Source organism: Aeromicrobium sp. PE09-221 (assembly GCF_002174305.1).
Taxonomy (GTDB): Bacteria; Actinomycetota; Actinomycetes; order Propionibacteriales; family Nocardioidaceae; genus Aeromicrobium.
In genome coordinates, this window is the sequence record NZ_MIJB01000027.1 from 20,981 (window position 1) to 37,113 (window position 16,133).

Annotated in this window: 17 protein-coding genes; 4 read left to right on the forward strand and 13 right to left on the reverse strand. The window is 67.1% G+C overall.

All coding sequences use genetic code 11. From position 1 onward, the window contains the following. Positions 1–182: 182 nt before the first annotated feature. The gene (gene miaB / locus BHE97_RS14610; RefSeq protein ID WP_170931440.1) at positions 183–1,670 is read right to left on the reverse strand and encodes a tRNA (N6-isopentenyl adenosine(37)-C2)-methylthiotransferase MiaB; all 1,488 of its coding nucleotides are present in this window, start codon (positions 1,668–1,670) and stop codon (positions 183–185) included. A gap of 301 nt (positions 1,671–1,971) precedes the next feature. Between miaB and BHE97_RS14615 the strand changes: the two genes are divergently transcribed. The 4 genes from BHE97_RS14615 (at position 1,972) to BHE97_RS14630 (ending at position 5,188) form a co-directional block, all read left to right on the forward strand. After that, positions 1,972–2,700: an amino acid ABC transporter ATP-binding protein gene (locus BHE97_RS14615; RefSeq protein ID WP_140400184.1), complete on the forward strand. Its 729-nt coding sequence runs from the start codon at positions 1,972–1,974 to the stop codon at positions 2,698–2,700. Between the two features lie 41 nt (positions 2,701–2,741). Further along, positions 2,742–3,632, forward strand: a complete 891-nt coding sequence (locus BHE97_RS14620) for a glutamate ABC transporter substrate-binding protein (protein ID WP_087624771.1) — start codon at positions 2,742–2,744, stop codon at positions 3,630–3,632. A gap of 66 nt (positions 3,633–3,698) precedes the next feature. Continuing rightward, complete coding sequence (locus tag BHE97_RS14625; RefSeq protein ID WP_087624772.1) at positions 3,699–4,349, forward strand: amino acid ABC transporter permease; 651 nt, start codon at positions 3,699–3,701, stop codon at positions 4,347–4,349. Next, positions 4,346–5,188, forward strand: a complete 843-nt coding sequence (locus tag BHE97_RS14630) for an amino acid ABC transporter permease (RefSeq protein WP_087624773.1) — start codon at positions 4,346–4,348, stop codon at positions 5,186–5,188. The genes BHE97_RS14625 and BHE97_RS14630 overlap by 4 nt, the downstream gene beginning before the upstream one ends. A 43-nt stretch (positions 5,189–5,231) precedes the next feature. Here the strand turns inward: BHE97_RS14630 and BHE97_RS14635 are convergent, their stop codons facing one another. The 12 genes from BHE97_RS14635 to dapA all read right to left on the reverse strand — a co-directional run bounded on the left by BHE97_RS14635 (position 5,232) and on the right by dapA (position 16,115). Next, positions 5,232–5,690, reverse strand: coding sequence for a hotdog fold domain-containing protein (locus BHE97_RS14635; protein ID WP_087624774.1), 459 nt, complete (start codon positions 5,688–5,690; stop codon positions 5,232–5,234). Continuing rightward, positions 5,687–6,232, reverse strand: coding sequence for a GNAT family N-acetyltransferase (locus BHE97_RS14640; protein WP_087624775.1), 546 nt, complete (start codon positions 6,230–6,232; stop codon positions 5,687–5,689). Before BHE97_RS14640 ends, BHE97_RS14635 begins: the two co-directional genes overlap by 4 nt. Before the next feature lie 6 nt (positions 6,233–6,238). Next, the gene (locus BHE97_RS14645) at positions 6,239–6,754 is read right to left on the reverse strand and encodes a regulatory protein RecX (RefSeq protein ID WP_087624776.1); all 516 of its coding nucleotides are present in this window, start codon (positions 6,752–6,754) and stop codon (positions 6,239–6,241) included. Continuing rightward, positions 6,754–7,839 carry a recombinase RecA gene (recA, locus tag BHE97_RS14650; protein WP_087624777.1) on the reverse strand — a complete coding sequence of 362 codons (1,086 nt, stop codon included), beginning with the start codon at positions 7,837–7,839 and terminating at the stop codon, positions 6,754–6,756. The genes BHE97_RS14645 and recA overlap by 1 nt, the downstream gene beginning before the upstream one ends. A gap of 248 nt (positions 7,840–8,087) precedes the next feature. After that, a complete protein-coding gene (locus tag BHE97_RS14655) occupies positions 8,088–8,282 on the reverse strand; it encodes a DUF3046 domain-containing protein (protein ID WP_087624778.1) in 195 nt (64 codons plus the stop codon). Continuing rightward, positions 8,282–8,578, reverse strand: coding sequence for a helix-turn-helix domain-containing protein (locus BHE97_RS14660; RefSeq protein ID WP_087624779.1), 297 nt, complete (start codon positions 8,576–8,578; stop codon positions 8,282–8,284). Before BHE97_RS14660 ends, BHE97_RS14655 begins: the two co-directional genes overlap by 1 nt. 31 nt (positions 8,579–8,609) lie before the next feature. Further along, a complete protein-coding gene (locus tag BHE97_RS14665) occupies positions 8,610–9,098 on the reverse strand; it encodes a nicotinamide-nucleotide amidohydrolase family protein (RefSeq protein ID WP_087624780.1) in 489 nt (162 codons plus the stop codon). Continuing rightward, positions 9,095–9,700: a CDP-alcohol phosphatidyltransferase family protein gene (locus BHE97_RS14670; protein WP_087624781.1), complete on the reverse strand. Its 606-nt coding sequence runs from the start codon at positions 9,698–9,700 to the stop codon at positions 9,095–9,097. Before BHE97_RS14670 ends, BHE97_RS14665 begins: the two co-directional genes overlap by 4 nt. 202 nt (positions 9,701–9,902) lie before the next feature. Continuing rightward, positions 9,903–12,401, reverse strand: a complete 2,499-nt coding sequence (locus tag BHE97_RS14675) for a DNA translocase FtsK (protein ID WP_170931441.1) — start codon at positions 12,399–12,401, stop codon at positions 9,903–9,905. A 200-nt stretch (positions 12,402–12,601) separates the two neighbouring features. Beyond that, the gene (locus tag BHE97_RS14680; protein ID WP_087624783.1) at positions 12,602–13,318 is read right to left on the reverse strand and encodes a hypothetical protein; all 717 of its coding nucleotides are present in this window, start codon (positions 13,316–13,318) and stop codon (positions 12,602–12,604) included. Between the two features lie 116 nt (positions 13,319–13,434). After that, positions 13,435–15,114, reverse strand: a complete 1,680-nt coding sequence (locus BHE97_RS14685; RefSeq protein ID WP_087624784.1) for a ribonuclease J — start codon at positions 15,112–15,114, stop codon at positions 13,435–13,437. An 89-nt stretch (positions 15,115–15,203) separates the two neighbouring features. Beyond that, entirely contained in the window at positions 15,204–16,115 is a 912-nt protein-coding gene (gene dapA, locus BHE97_RS14690; protein ID WP_087624785.1) for a 4-hydroxy-tetrahydrodipicolinate synthase, read from the reverse strand. Positions 16,116–16,133: the final 18 nt, after the last annotated feature.

Here is a 16,133-nt window from a genome sequence, read left to right on the forward strand (position 1 = left end):
TATGTCGCCTGAGTACCTATCGGCGGGCTCCGTGTTACCGGCTCGTATCGACAGTGAACGGCGCGCTCATCGTACGCCGAGTGCGCAGCTTGCTAGCGGTGATCGACACACACCACCACTCCGCGCGGTGCGGTACACACCTCTCGGGCACGGCGAGACGTGTCTACGTCACCGCGGCATGGTCAGGGCGCGACGGAACAGGCAGGGGCCGGGGGCAGCGGAGCAGGCACGCCGAGTCCCGGCATGCCGAGTCCGACCGCGCCCGGACGCACCTCGGTCTGGCCCTGGCGGGCCTCCCACGCGTCACCGGCTCGTGTACGACGCACCTCGATCGGATCTCCGTCGGCCACCAGATAGTGCGGCGCGGCATGGGTGACACGTGTGATGACGAGGTCACCCGGGCGGACGTCCCTCTCCCCCGGCTGGAAGTGCACCAGCCGGTTGTCGCGCGCCCGGCCGCTCAGCCGACGGGTCTCCGCGTCCTTACGACCGCCCGCGTGCGCCTTGTCGGCGACCAACAGTTCGACGACCTCGCCCTCGCGCGTGCGGCTCTCCGCCCAGGCCACCTCGTCGACCAAGGCTGCCAAGCGCTCATACCGCTCCTGCACGATCTCCTTGGGCAACTGATCGGGCAGCTCGGCCGCCGGTGTGCCGGGACGCTGGGAGTACTGGAAGGTGAAGGCGCTGCTGAACCGCGCCTCGCGCACGACCTCGAGGGTCTGCTGGAAGTCCTCCTCGGTCTCACCGGGGAAGCCGACGATGATGTCGGTAGTGATGGCCGCATCGGGCATTGCCTCGCGCACGCGATCGAGGATGCCGAGGAACTTGCCTCGACGGTAGGAGCGGCGCATCGCCTTGAGGACACGGTCGGATCCCGACTGCAGCGGCATGTGCAACTGGGGCATGACATTGGGGGTCTCGGCCATCGCGGCGATCACATCGTCGGTGAAGTCCTTGGGATGCGGACTCGTGAACCGCACCCGCTCCAGACCTTCGATCTCTCCGCAGGCCCGCAACAGCTTCGAGAACGCCTGCCGATCGCCGAACTCCACTCCATAGCTGTTGACATTCTGTCCCAGCAACGTCACCTCCACGACGCCATCGGCGACCAGGGCCTCGATCTCGGCGAGGATGTCGCCGGGACGACGATCGCGTTCCTTGCCACGCAGGCTGGGCACGATACAGAACGTGCAGGTGTTGTTGCACCCCACGCTGATCGACACCCACGCGGCGAACACCGAATCGCGCTTGGTGGGCAGGGTGGACGGAAAGGTCTCCAGCGCATCGAGGATCTCGACCTGGGACTCCTGCTCGATCCGCGCCCGTTCCAGCAGGACCGGCAACGAACCGATGTTGTGGGTGCCGAACACCACGTCGACATAGGGCGCTCGACGCGTGATGGTGTCCTTGTCCTTCTGCGCGAGGCAGCCTCCCACGGCGATCTGCATACCGGGGTTCTGCGCCTTGATGCTCGCGACGTGGCCGAGATTGCCATAGAGCTTGTTGTCGGCATTTTCACGGACCGCGCACGTGTTGAACACGACGAGATCGGGGGTGGCGCCGTCACTGGCTCGAGAGTAGCCGGCCGTCTCGAGGAGCCCCGACAGTCGCTCGCTGTCGTGGACGTTCATCTGGCAGCCGTAAGTACGGACCTCATACGTCTTCGCCATAACCACGCCAGGATACGCCGAACAGTGAGACACCCCTCCGGCCGGGCGATGCGACGATCCGTTCCACATCCCCAGCCCCGAAGGGAGCCCCGGACGCCTCCCCGCCCCAGCACTACGGAAGTCCCTCGCAGAAACCCTCGCGCTCCTGGTTGTGAGCCTTCGTGGACGCTGCTGCGCACCCCGCCCGTGCATGCGGAGTCCTATTACGTTTCGGTGAACGACGGCTCCCGAAGGCCTCCGGACGTTGCGCGGCACTTCCGGTTCCGATTGGCTATGGTCCATGGCTGAAACTGCTCCCCCCATGGTCTCCATGCGCGGCGTCCAGAAGTGGTTCGGGCGGTTGCACGTCCTGCAGGACATCGACTTCGACGTAGCCTCCGGCGAGGTGGTCGTCGTCATCGGTCCTTCGGGCTCGGGTAAATCGACCCTCTGTCGCACGATCAATCGCCTCGAGACGATCGACGAGGGCACCATCGAGATCGACGGCAAGATCCTGCCCGAGGAGGGCAAGGCGCTCGCGGGCCTGCGTGCGGATGTGGGCATGGTCTTCCAATCCTTCAATCTCTTCGCGCACAAGACCGTGCTCGAGAACGTGACCCTCGGCCCGATCAAGGTCCGGGGACAGAAGAAGAGCGACGCCGAACAAAGAGCCCACGAGCTCCTCGAGCGGGTCGGCGTCGCCAACCAGGCGTCCAAGCTCCCCGCTCAGCTATCGGGCGGACAGCAGCAACGTGTCGCGATCGCCAGAGCGCTCGCCATGGAGCCGAAGGTGATGCTCTTCGACGAGCCGACCTCGGCCCTCGATCCGGAGATGATCAAGGAGGTCCTCGACACGATGGTCGACCTCGCCGAGCGGGGCATGACGATGATCGTGGTCACCCACGAGATGGGCTTCGCCCGCACCGCCGCGAACCGGGTCGTGTTCATGTCCGACGGGCGCATCGTCGAGGAGAACGCTCCCGAGGAGTTCTTCACCGATCCGAAGAGCGATCGCGCCAAGGACTTCCTCGGCAAGATCCTCAAGCACTGAGCACTGACCGCTCCGCCACAACCCCGACGGAAGGAAATCCCATGAGGTCCACCACAGCTCGCCTGGCGTCCATCGCGGCCGCCTCGGTTCTGGCGCTCGCCGCCTGCGGCGACGCCGGCTCGGACGACGAGACGGCACCGGACACCGACTACGAGGTCCAGGACGTCAGCTTCGACGACGGCACCCGGATGGCCGAGCTCAACGAGCAGGGCACCGTGAAGATCGGCGTGAAGTACGACCAGCCGGGAATCGGCTTCCGCGCCGCCGGACAGGACGATCCGACCGGCTTCGACCCCGAGATCGGCAAGATCGTCGCCGCGCACCTCGGCATCGAGGCCGATGACATCGAGTGGGTCGAGACGATCTCGCAGAACCGCGAGCAGTTCCTGCAGAACGGCACGGTCGACTTCGTCATCGCCTCGTACTCGATCACCGATGATCGCCGTCAGGTCGTCGGGCAGGCAGGCCCGTACTACGTCACCGGCCAGGGCCTGCTCGTCCGCGAGGATGACGACTCCATCCAGGGACCTGACGATCTCGAGGGCAAGAGCGTCTGCTCGGTCACCGGCTCCACCCCGATCAAGCTCATCGAGGAGGAGTACGGCGCGGACCCGGCCGGCTTCGACACCTACTCGGAGTGCGTGGATCAGCTGCTGAGCGGCTCAGTCGACGCGGTCACGACGGATGAGGCCATCCTGCTCGGCTACGCCGCCGAGAACGAGGGCGAGCTGAAGGTCGTCGGCGAACCCTTCTCCGAGGAGCGCTACGGCATCGGCTACAGCAAGGACGCTCCCGAGTTGTGCGAGTTCCTCAACGACACCCTCACCGATGCCTTCGACAACGGTGATTGGGAGACGGCCTTCGATGAGACCCTCGGCAAGGGCGGCGCGGACGCGGGCACACCGCCCGAGCTCGACCCCTGCGAGTCCTGATTCCGTCATCGGCGGGCGGGGCGGCCTCAGCCCCGCCCGCCGATGTGACCGACCTGAAGGTGATCCATGGACTGGTTGACCGATAACTGGCTCAGCATCCTGCGCGGCTTCGGCGAGACGCTGAAGCTGCTCGGGCTCTCGGGGGCCATCGCCCTCGTACTGGGCACGCTCGTCGCCCTCGCACGTGTCTCCCCCGTGCCGATCCTGCGCGGCGTCGCCATCGGCTTTGTGACGATCTTCCGCAACACGCCGCTGCTCGTGCTGATCCTCATCACCTATTACGGACTGCCCGAGGTCGGCATCGACTTCGGCTTCTTCATCAACATCAGCCTCGCGATGGGCTTCTACACCGCATCCTTCGTCACCGAGGCGATCCGATCGGGCTTCAACGGCGTCCCGCTCGGCCAGGCCGAGGCCGCTCGAGCGATCGGCATGCCTTTCACCCAGTCGATGTCCCAGGTGGTCCTTCCCCAGGCCTTCCGCCTGGTGGTCCCGCCGTTGGCGAGCGTCTTCATCGCCCTCACCAAGAACACGTCCCTGGCGGCGACCTTCGGCGTGGCCGAGGCGACCTATCGCATGCGCGGGCTGTTCAATGACTACGCCTCCCAGATGATCTTCATCTTCCTGGGCATCGCCCTCGGCTACATCCTCATCGTCGCGGTGATCTCCTGGATCGCGACGGCCTTCGAACGACGATTCGCGGTGAACGCCCGATGAGCGCCTCCACAGTCCTTTACGACGCGCCCGGCCCCAAGGCCCGGGCCCGCTATCGCCTCTTCGGCCTCCTCACGGTGATCGGCATCGTCCTGCTCCTCGCCGCCGTGATCTGGCGGCTCTGGAGCCGTGACCAGCTCACCGCCGACAAGTGGGAGGTCTTCTACACCCCGCGGTACATCGAGCTGCTGGCCCGTGCCACCCTCGATACCTTGTGGATCGCCGCCCTCTCGATCGCGGGGGCACTCGTCTTCGGAGTGATCTTCGGCGTCGCGAAGCTATCGGATCACCTCCCCGTGCGGTGGTTCGCCTGGGTCATCGTCGAGTTCTTCCGCGCCGTGCCGTTGCTGCTGCTGATCATCTTCGTCTGGTTCTACGCCTACGACACACGCCTCGGCACGATCGCGCCGTTGGTCATCGCCTTGATCCTCTACAACGGATCGGTGCTGGCAGAGACCTTCCGTGCCGGCATCAATGCCGTGCCGAAGGGTCAGGTGGAGGCGGCCTTCGCCGTCGGGTTGCGCAAGTCAGCGGTGATGCGGATCGTCCAGCTTCCGCAGGCGATCAAGATCATGACGCCAGCGATCATCAGCCAGTGCATCGTGGCGCTGAAGGACACCAGCCTCGGCTACTACATCCTTGCGGCGGGCCTGACGACGACCGGCCGTGAGATCTGGCGGACCTTCGACAATCGCCTGGCGACCGCATTGGTCCTCGCCGCGATCTACATCGTGCTGAATCTCCTGCTGACCGCCTTGGGCCGCTGGGCCGAACGGCATATCACCGGGGCGCGGCCACCGCAAGCCCTCGCCGACAAGCCCGGACAGCCTACGGCGGCCTGAGCCATGGCACGACGTAGGTCGCTCTCCGACGGGCGGGAGGCGCTCAGCCGACCGGCGTGACCCACAGGTGGATCCTGCCACGCACCACGACCGTTCCGTCATCGCGTGTGGCCGTGACAACGACCGGAACATCGGGGGCTCCAGCCCAGTCCTCCTCCGTCGTCTCCGCGCGACACACCAGATCGCTCGTGGATTTGGCGAGGTACTCGACCTCCATCCCTTTGGGAAGCCATCGGTGCCCCGCGGGCACCGTCGCCTCGGCCAGCAGCCCCATCGCCGCCTCCAAGCCATTGCAGACCGCGATCGCGTGCACGGTGCCGATGTGATTGTGCACACCCCATCGCTTACGGACAACGACCTCGGCCTCGTGCTCGCGCATCAGGGTCACCCGCGGGCGGATCGTGCGGAAGTAGGGCGCCTTGAGCCCGAAGGCGAGCGAGAACAACCGGTCCCCCAGGGGCAGCGCTCGAACCCGCGTGTAGAGGTCGAAGGTCGATGTCATGGGCCGAGCGTAGAGGAATCAGGCGTGAAGGCCGCGCGCGGGGCGCTGCATGTTACTTCCGCGTACTCGGCGGCATCCGGCTGGATCCAGAGTCCGCGCTCGAAACCCGCCCTGCCCAGTGCGGCGATCGAGCGATGGTTGCGCGCATCCGGCAGTGCGATGAAGCGCGGTGCCGCCGGATACCGCTCGATCAGCACCTGACGGCAGAAGCCGGCGATCATGGAGCTGCCGAGGCCTCGCCCGGTCGACTCGGGATCACCGATCAGGAAGTCGAAGCAGACGGCGTGCTGATCGCGGACCCGCACGGCGAGGTCAGGGTCGGCCGCCACCGGGAAACTCTGCAGGAACCCGATCGGACGTCCGTCCAGGCTCGCTATCCACATCTGCACGGGCGAGTCCCCCTGCAGTCGTTCCTCCAGCAGCTGCCGCGCCTCGTCCACCCCGGCATACGCGCGGGGGAACCACCTGAGCACATGGGCTTCCTGCCGCCACCGAACGAGAAGACCGAGGTCGGCATCGGTGAAAGGCCGGAACCGCCACATCGCGGATCACTCGCTGTGCTCGATATCAGCGGCCAACTCCTCGCGCACGACCTCGAAGGCCATGGACGATGGATAACCCTTGCGGGCGAGCAGGCTCGCCAGTCGGCGTACTTGCACCTGTGCATCGAGGCCGCGCAGTCGAGAGATGCGCCCACGCACCAGACGCCGTGCCACCTCTCGTTCATCCTCATCGCGTACCTGATCGTCGAGCACCATGCGAGCGAGCTCGTCGTCGATGCCGTGCCGCCGCAGCTCCACAGCCAGGGCGGGCCGGGCCAGACCCTTGACTCGCTGTCGCGACTCCACCCACATCCGGGCGAAACGCTCGTCATCGATCAAACCGGCGGCTTCGAGACGGTCGAGCACCACCACGGCGACCTCCTCAGGGACCCCCTTCTTGGCCATCGCCCCGGCGAGATCGGACCGGCTGCGATCGCGATCGGTCAACCGGTCCAACGCCACCGTTCGGGCGAACTCCTCCAGTTCGAGGCCCGTCAGTCCTTCAGCGGTGCGCGGTGCCATCAGAAGTCCGCGGCCGACAGCTCACCCTCGTCCGCGGGCGTCGCCGGCTCGTCGACTTTAGCCCCGACACCGAGATGCTCCTTGATGCGCTTCTCCAGCTCATTGGCGAGATCGGGGTTGTCGCGCAGGAAGTTGCGCGCATTCTCCTTGCCCTGTCCGAGCTGGTCGCCCTCATAGGTGTACCAGGCACCCGCCTTGCGCACGAAGCCCGCGTCGACGCCCAGGTCGATGAGACTGCCCTCACGGCTGATGCCCTGGCCGTACATGATGTCGAACTCGGCCTGTTTGAAGGGAGGAGCCATCTTGTTCTTGACGACCTTGACCCGGGTGCGGTTGCCGACCATGTCGGTACCGTCCTTGAGGGTCTCGATCCGGCGCACATCCATGCGCACGGAGGCATAGAACTTCAGCGCCTTGCCGCCCGTGGTGGTCTCGGGCGATCCGAACATCACACCGATCTTCTCGCGCAACTGGTTGATGAAGATGGCCGTGGTGCCCGAGCCGTTGATGGCACCGGTCATCTTGCGCAGTGCCTGGCTCATCAGCCGGGCCTGCAGTCCCACATGGCTGTCACCCATCTCACCGTCGATCTCCGCGCGGGGCACCAAGGCGGCGACCGAGTCGATGACGATGATGTCCAGGGCGCCTGAACGCACGAGCATGTCGGCGATCTCGAGTGCCTGCTCACCCGAATCCGGCTGCGAGATGAGGAGGGCATCGGTGTCGACCCCGAGCTTGCGCGCGTAATCCGGGTCGAGGGCATGCTCGGCATCAATGAAGGCCGCGACCCCGCCCGCGCGCTGGGCATTGGCGACGGCATGCAGCGCGACGGTGGTCTTGCCCGAGGACTCCGGACCGTAGACCTCGACGATGCGACCTCGTGGGAGGCCGCCGATGCCGAGGGCCACATCGAGGGCGACGGCACCGGTGGGGATCACCTCGATAGGTGCCTTGGTGCGGTCGCCGAGGCGCATGACCGCGCCACTGCCGTAGGAGCGGGAGATCTGGGCGATCGCATTGTCGAGAGCCTTGTCTTTGTCGCCTTCGGCGCCGACGGGGGCCTTGGACGCGGTGTTCTTGGCCATGAGGTGGGTCCTGTTCTATGTCGTGGGTGGCGGGCCATCTTCGACGGTAGAAGAACCCACTGACATTCCTGAGCCTCATCGACTCGTCTGTGGATGCTGTTCTTCCTCGTCCAGCCTGTGGATCACAGTCTAGGCGAACAGGTGTTCGACCGCGCGCGACACGCCGTCATCCCACGAAGACGCAGAACGGATATCGGTCGGATCGGCGTGGACGCACAGCGGCTCGGCACGACCGGCCGCACCGCGCGTCACCGCTCCGAGGCCGGGAGTTCGAGCACCGCGTGCACGGCACGCCAGACACGCTGCGGGGGCACACCGGCCTCGAGGGCCTCGGCGACCGTGCGGTCACCCAATGAGGCGATCGACTGCTGCGAGGCCCAGGAGGCCGAATAGGCGCTGCCCAGGTGCTGGTCCATCCGCGCCCAGAACTCGCTGTGACGCATCAGGCGGCCGAGACCTCGACCTTGTTCGGGGCGATGGTGGAGACGGTGGCCAGCTCAGCGGCCTCCTCGACCTCCATCAGCGAGCTGACATCCAGCAGAACCTTGCTCAACGGGACGTCCAGGGCGGTCGCCAGCGCCGCCAGCAGTTCGGAACTCGGTTCCTTCTGCCCGCGCTCGACCTCCGAGATGTACCCCAGGCTCACGCGTGCCCGGGCGGATACATCGCGCAGGGTGAGTCCCTGGGCCAGCCGGCGCGCGCGGAGCACCTCGCCGACGAGCTGTCGCATCGTGGTCATGGGCTCCTCCTGACGTGGTCTTCGTCTGTGGTCAACGCGGACCGGAACCCGCTTGTTCCCTCAGCCTAGCGCGCAGCAGTGACAGCGCCGCGTCCACCGCCCCCGAACGGACCTGGTTCCGGTCCCCGGAAAGATGGAGCTCCTCGGCCACCGCGACATCGTCCGGCCCCGCGACGGCGACGAAGACCGTGCCCTGTGCCCGGCCCTCGGAGGGCCCGGGACCGGCCACACCGGTCGTGCCGACGCCCCATGCCGCGCCGAGCTCGCGGCGCGCGCCCGAGGCGAGCGCGGTCGCGACCTCCGCGCAGACGGTGCCCCGTTCCTCGATCAGATCGGCCGACACGCCGAGCAGCGTGGACTTCATCTCCGGCTGATAGGCGACGATCCCGCCGCGGACGACCTCCGAAGCACCCGGGGGATCGACCAGGACAGCGCATACCAGACCACCGGTCAGCGACTCGGCGGTGGCTACGTGCTGGCCGGCGGCGATCAGCGACGCGATGATCTCCTCGGCCTTCACCGCGCTGCCGCCTTGGCTAGCCGGCGCGCCTCCACGACGTAGTGGGCGCCCGTGACGACCGTGACGATCACCGTGCCCGCCATCACGCCGTGGGTCGCCCAGCGGAGCAGATCGGAGACGAGATTGCCCCACAGCTCGAAGGGCAGCAGATATCCGCCGATGGCGAATGCCTGCAGGACCGTCTTGAGCTTGCCTCCGCGACTCGCCGGCATCACCACGCCGCGACGTACCATGAAGAATCTCATGAGGGTGATGCCCCACTCGCGCACGAGCATGAGGATCGTGACCGTCCAGAAGAGCCAGTGGTCGAAGATGATCGCGAGCCCGACGAAGGCCATACCGGTGAGTGCCTTGTCGGCGATGGGATCGGCGATCTTGCCGAAATCGGTGACCAGCCCGTGCTTACGCGCCAGGTCACCGTCGATCTTGTCCGTCGCCATGAGTGCCACGAACGCGACCCACGACCAGACCCTCAACCACTCGTCCTGTCCGCCGTCGACGAGCAGCAGCCAGCCGAACAGCGGGACGCCGAGAATCCGGATCACCGTCAACACATTCGCGATGTTGAGGTTGCTCGGCGGCGCACCATCGGTCTCGGTCATGTCCTTCAGTATGGAGCACGTCGGAAGCCCTCAGCGTGCCCGGGCGCCCTGGTCCGACGAACCCCGTCTCCCTGCTGCGGGCGGTGGAGAGGCGCCCGTCCCGGCCGTGAGCGGTGGGACAGCGTCGGTCTGATCCTGGAACGGACGCTCACGCACCGCTCGCGAAGGAGAACCGATGCCCCGTCACGCCCTGGTCGGGGACTCAGCCGGCCTGGATACTGGCGAGCATGTCGGGAAGGTCATCGGGCTTGACGAGCACATCGCGCGCCTTGGAGCCCTCACTCGGACCGACCACGCCGCGGCTCTCCAGGATGTCCATCAGACGACCCGCCTTGGCGAAACCGACGCGCAGCTTGCGCTGCAGCATCGAGGTCGAGCCGAACTGTGTGTTGACCACCAGCTCGACCGCCTGCAGCACCAGATCCATGTCATCGCCGATGTCATCATCCAGCTCACGCTTGGCCTGTTGGGGAACCGTCACGTCCTCGCGATACGAGGGCTTGAGCTGCTCCTTGCAGTGCTCGACGAGGGTCTGGATCTCACTCTCGTTGATCCACGCCCCCTGCATACGCATCGCCTTGTTCGCGCCCATCGGCAAGAAGAGGCCGTCACCCTGGCCGACCAGCTTCTCGGCTCCCGGCTGATCGAGGATGACCCGGCTGTCGGCGAGCGAGCTCGTCGCGAAGGCCAGACGGCTCGGGACATTGGCCTTGATCAGGCCCGTGACGACATCCACGCTGGGACGCTGTGTGGCCAACACCAAGTGGATACCGGCGGCGCGCGCCAACTGAGTGATGCGCACGATCGAGTCCTCCACATCGCGGGGAGCGACCATCATGAGGTCAGCGAGCTCGTCGACCACGACCAGCAGGTAGGGGTAGGGCGCTAGCACCCGCTCGCTGCCCGGCGGCGCCTGCAGCTTGCCCGAGGAGACTGCCTTGTTGAAGTCGTCGATGTGCCGATACCCGAAGGCCGCGAGATCGTCATACCGAAGATCCATCTCACGGACGACCCATTGCAGGGCCTCAGCGGCCTTCTTCGGATTGGTGATGATCGGCGTGATGAGATGCGGGATGCCCTCATAGGCCGTCAACTCGACGCGTTTGGGATCGACGAGGATCATCCGTACCTCATCGGGCGTCGCTCGCATGAGCAGCGAGCTGATCATGGAGTTGACGAAGCTCGACTTGCCCGAACCCGTGGCTCCCGCGACGAGCATGTGGGGCATCTTGGCGAGATTCGCCAGCACGAAACCGCCCTCGACATCCTTGCCGAGCCCGATGACCATCGGGTGATGGTCGCCTCGCGCCTTGCTCGATCGCAGGACATCACCGAGCGAGACCATCTCCTTGTCGACATTGGGGATCTCGATACCGATCGCCGACTTTCCGGGGATCGGGCTGAGAATGCGCACCTCATTGGAGGCCACGGCATAGGAGATGTTCTTGCTGAGCGCGGTGACCTTCTCGACCTTGACGGCCGGGCCGAGCTCGACCTCATAGCGCGTGACCGTCGGTCCGCGCGTGTACCCGGTGACCGTCGCATCGATCTTGAACTGTTCGAGCACCTCGGTGAGGCGGCCGACCACGGCATCGGAAGCCGAGCTACGCGCCTTAGGCGGCGTGCCCTCACGCAGGACAGTCGGATCGGGGAGCGTGTAGACGATGTCTCCCGAGAGGGCCAGTTGCTCGGCACGCACCGGTATCGGCTCGATGGGCTTGTCCGCCGCCGGAACGGGCGGCGGCGCCATGGACTCCTCGTCCGTCTCCGTCACCGGGAAGGGGGCCGGCTCGTCGATATCGTGCCCGGCGGCAATGTCGATCGCATCGGGCTCAGCGGGGCCCTCTACGAGGGGATTCTCGTAGGGCTCGTCGGCGTTCTCGAAGCTGGTGCGGGGGTGGCGCTTGCGCGCCGGTGTCGCCGCGGCTGCCTCGACGGGGTCGGCATCGCGATGTCGACCGAGGAGACGGTCACGTCCGGCGCGCAGCCGATCCGGCACTGCGTACAGGGGCGTCCCAGTCACCACGAGCACCCCGAAGATGGTTAGCAGCACCAGGAGCGGCGCCACCACGAAGGGGCTCTTGAGCAGATCGATGAGGATCGCGGAGAAGAGGAAACCGATCGCTCCTCCGGCCTCCCCCATGCTGCCCGCACCGTCGCCGGGGCGTGGAACGTCATGGGCGAGATGGACGAGTCCGAGCACGCCGCCGCAGATCGCGCTCCAGCCGATCACCTGCCGCCCGACGGGACCGTTCCGATCAGGATGACGCAACGTGCGCCAGGCGATGACGACCAGGACGATGGGGATCGCCCAGGCGAGGAGGCCGACCGTACCGGTCGCGGCTTGGCGGACTCCCCTGCCCACGGCGCCCGAGACATCCCACCAGACCGCGGCGGCGGTCACGATCGCGATCGCGAGGATCGCGAAGCCGACGCCATCGCGTCGCTGTGCGGGATCCAGTTCCTTGGCGCCCGTGCCGATGCTGCGGGCAACAGCCCCCGTGGCACCGGCGATACCGGACCAGACCGCCCGCACCCCTCGGCCGACGGCCTGCACGGCCGAGCCTGCGGGACTGGGGCCGGAACGCGCAGCGGACTTGGGCGCAGGCTTACGCGCCTGCGGTTTCTTCGCCGCAGGCTTCTTACGGGCCTGGCCTCCGGACGGTCGCTTCTGCGACGGGGAAGACGTTCGGGTCGCCATGTTCCAAGGCTAAACCACGACTCGAGGGTTGCCCGGCTACGACACTCCCTCCCCGAGGGCACGGTGCGCGATCGATCAGCGAAAACACCTCCCGCCGTCGACCCCACACCACCCTCGCACTGCCCGATTCCGGTGTGCGGTGAACCGACAAGGCCCGGGCACACCCGGTTGATCACATCAGCCTGGTGAACCGAGCTGGTTCAGGCGCCGCGGGCGGGATCGCTACCGATGGCGACCCACGAACCGCGGGTCGTGGCACGGGACCGGACGAGCGAGATCACCCCGGGCTCGCCAACACTGGCGCTGAGGAGCGGCGCCGTCACCACATCGGCTCCCAATCGCCCGATACGGCTGGTCGCCTGCGACATCGTCAACGCATAGATCGAGACCACCACCCGTCGCTGATACGCCCGGGCGATGTCGATCGCCTCCGCCAGTTCGGGCCCGCTCATGTCGCCGGCGACGTGCACACGACCACCCCACACCGCGCTGAGCAGTCGTGCCGCCTTCGCGATGTCGTGCCGAGCGCGCGCTGAGCCCGCGGGACCTGCCGCGAGCACGATGGAGTCACCCGGACGGGCCCCAGCCTCGATCAGTCTCCGCACACCGAGCTCGGCGAGCAGCCAGTCCGGGCCGATCGGCGCGGCCACGGTGACACCCGGCAGCGCGGAGGCGAGGTGCCGCAGTCGCGCCGTGACCTCCTCGTCATGCCAGAGCGTCAACGGCACGACGATGCGCCGACCCGGCAGCTGAGCTACCACCTCGGCGACGTCCGGGTGCTGGGTACCGACGAAGGCGTCGACGACGTCGAACTCCCGCGTCTCACGCCGGACTCCGTGCACCACAGACGCCAGTGCGGCGCGACCCGCGTGTGTCTCGACGCCCTGCGCGCACACCACCAAGGTGGCTCTCGTCATCGCTCGTCCCCGATCGGTGCGGCCCGGGTGGCCGCCTCCCGACCAGCCTGACGAGCGGCTGTTTCGCCGAGGTTAAGCGTGGTGACGGAACCGGTTACGAACCGAGAACAGCCGGCTCAGGCCTCGAGGACGATCGGCACGATCATCGGCCGCCGGCGGAGCGTTCGCCCGGCATACGACCCGAGGACCCTTCGCATGACCTGCTGCAGCTGACGGGGATCGCGCGTTCCGTCACCGAGCGCCTCCTCGATGGCCGTGATCAGCTTCGACCGGACGCCGTCGAAGACGGCGTCGTCCTCTGCCAGGCCGCGAGCGTGGATGTCCGGTCCGGTGATGATCTTGCCGTTCGTGGAGTCGATCACGACGACGGCGGAGACGAATCCCTCCTCGCCGAGCACTCGGCGATCCTTCAGCTCCGAGTCGGTCAGATCGCCGACGGAGGAGCCGTCGACGTAGACATAGCCGCAGTCCACCGCGCCGACGACCTGCGCGTGGCCATCGATGAGGTCCACCACGTAACCGTCCTCGGCGAGGATGACGTTCGGCACGCCGGTGGCCTCCGCGAGCGCCGCATTCGCGTGCAGATGACGGATCTCTCCGTGGACCGGCATGACATTCTGCGGTCGGACGATGTTGTAGCAGTAGAGCAGCTCACCGGCCGACGCGTGGCCGGAGACGTGCACCAGAGCATTGCCCTTGTGCACGACGTGGGCACCGAGCTTGGTGAGGCCGTCGATCACCCGGTAGACGGCATTCTCATTGCCCGGGATCAGCGACGAGGCCAACAGCACGGTGTCGCCCGGCTCCAGACTCACCTGCTGGTGGCTGCGATTGGCGATACGCGACAGCGCGGCCATCGGCTCGCCCTGGGAGCCGGTGGACATGAGCACCATCTGCTCGGGCGGCGCGGCGTCGACCTTGTCCACCACGACGCCATCCGGCACGTGCAGATAGCCCAGCTCACGGGCGATCTGCATGTTGCGCACCATCGACCGGCCCACGTAGGCGACCTTGCGACCGTGCTTCGCCGCGGCGTCGAGCACCTGCTGCACACGGTGCACGTGGGACGCGAACGAGGCCACGATGATCCGCTTGGTGCTGCGGGCGAACACCGCGTCGATGGCCGGGGTGATCTGGCGTTCGGCGGTCGTGAAACCGGGCACATCCGAATTGGTCGAGTCGGTGAGGAAGAGATCGACCCCCGCCTCGCCGAGCCGCGCGAAGGCCCGCAGATCGGTGATACGGCCGTCGAGCGGCAACTGATCCATCTTGAAGTCGCCCGTGTGCAGGGCCACGCCCGCCGGCGTCTTGATCGCCACGGCGAGGGCATCGGGGATGGAGTGGTTGACCGCGACGAATTCGCACTCGAAAGGCCCGAAGGAGAGCACGTCTCCCTCTGAGACGATGTGCTTGGGCACCTGCTTGAGGCGGTGCTCCTTCAGCTTGGGCTCGAGGAGGGCCAGGGTGAGCTTCGAGCCGATCACCGGGATGTCGCCGCGCTCGCGCAACAGGTACGGGACCCCGCCGATGTGGTCCTCGTGACCGTGGGTCAGCACGATGCCGACGACATCGTCGAGCCGATCGCGGATGGGACCGAAGTCGGGCAGGATCAGGTCGACTCCAGGATGCTGCTCCTCGGGGAAGAGCACGCCGCAGTCGACGATCAGCAGCTTGCCGCCGAACTCGAAGACGGTCATGTTGCGGCCGATCTCGCCCAGGCCGCCGAGCGCGATGACGCGCAGGGCATGGGGGGCGAGCGGTGGAGGCGGGCCCAGCTCGGCGTGCATGTGACTCATCGGCTCACCTGCCCAAAGCCGCGGGGCGCACGCGATGTGCGGCTCGTCTCCGTGTCCGTCGTTCGTTCGGTCATCCAGTTCCTCACGTATCAGTCGAGCAGGCCGGCTGCGGCCAGACCCTCGCGCACGATCGCGATGTCCGACTCGTCGATCGGCGGCAGCGGCGGCCGGACGACGAGCGAGTCGAGGACACCGCGCAGGTGCAGCGCGATCTTGGCCGTCATGGCGCCCTGCGTGTGGGTCATCATGGCCCGCACCAGCGGCACGAGCTCGAGGTTGAGACGGCGCGCCTCGGCCAGGTCACCGGCGTCGACGGCCTCGATCATCGCCCGGTACCGGCCAGCGGCGGCGTGACCGACGACGCTGACGACACCCGCCGCCCCGATGCTGAGCCAGGCGAGGTTCAGCGCGTCGTCACCGGAGTACAGCGCCAGGCCGGTGCTGGACAGCAGCCAGGCGCCCCGTTCCAGGTCACCGACGGCGTCCTTGACCGCGACGACCTCGTCGATCCGATCCAGGATCAGGTAGGTGTCCTCGGCGATCGCCATCCCTGTCCGTCCCGGGATGTCGTACAGCATGATCGGCGTGCCCTCACCCGCGGAGGCCACGGCTTCGACGTGCTGCACGAAGCCGCGCTGAGGCGGCTTGGAGTAGTACGGCGTCACCAGCAGCAGCCCGTGCGCACCGGCCCGAGCGGCCTGCTCGGAGAGTTCGATCGAGTGGCGGGTGTCGTTGGTGCCCACCCCGGCGATGACGGTCGCCCGATCGCCGATGGCGTCGAGGACGGCTCGCAGCAACTCCCCGTCCTCGGCCACCGTCGTCGTGGGTGATTCGCCGGTGGTGCCGGAGACCACGATCCCGTCGTTGCCCAGGTCGACCAGGTGAGAGGCCGCCTTCTGTGCCGCGTCCAGGTCGAGCTTGCCGTCGGCCGTGAACGGCGTGACCATGGCGGTCAGCACGCGGCCGAACGGAGCGGACGACGAGGCGAGCGGCGAAGTCATGCTCCGAGGCTACCGCTT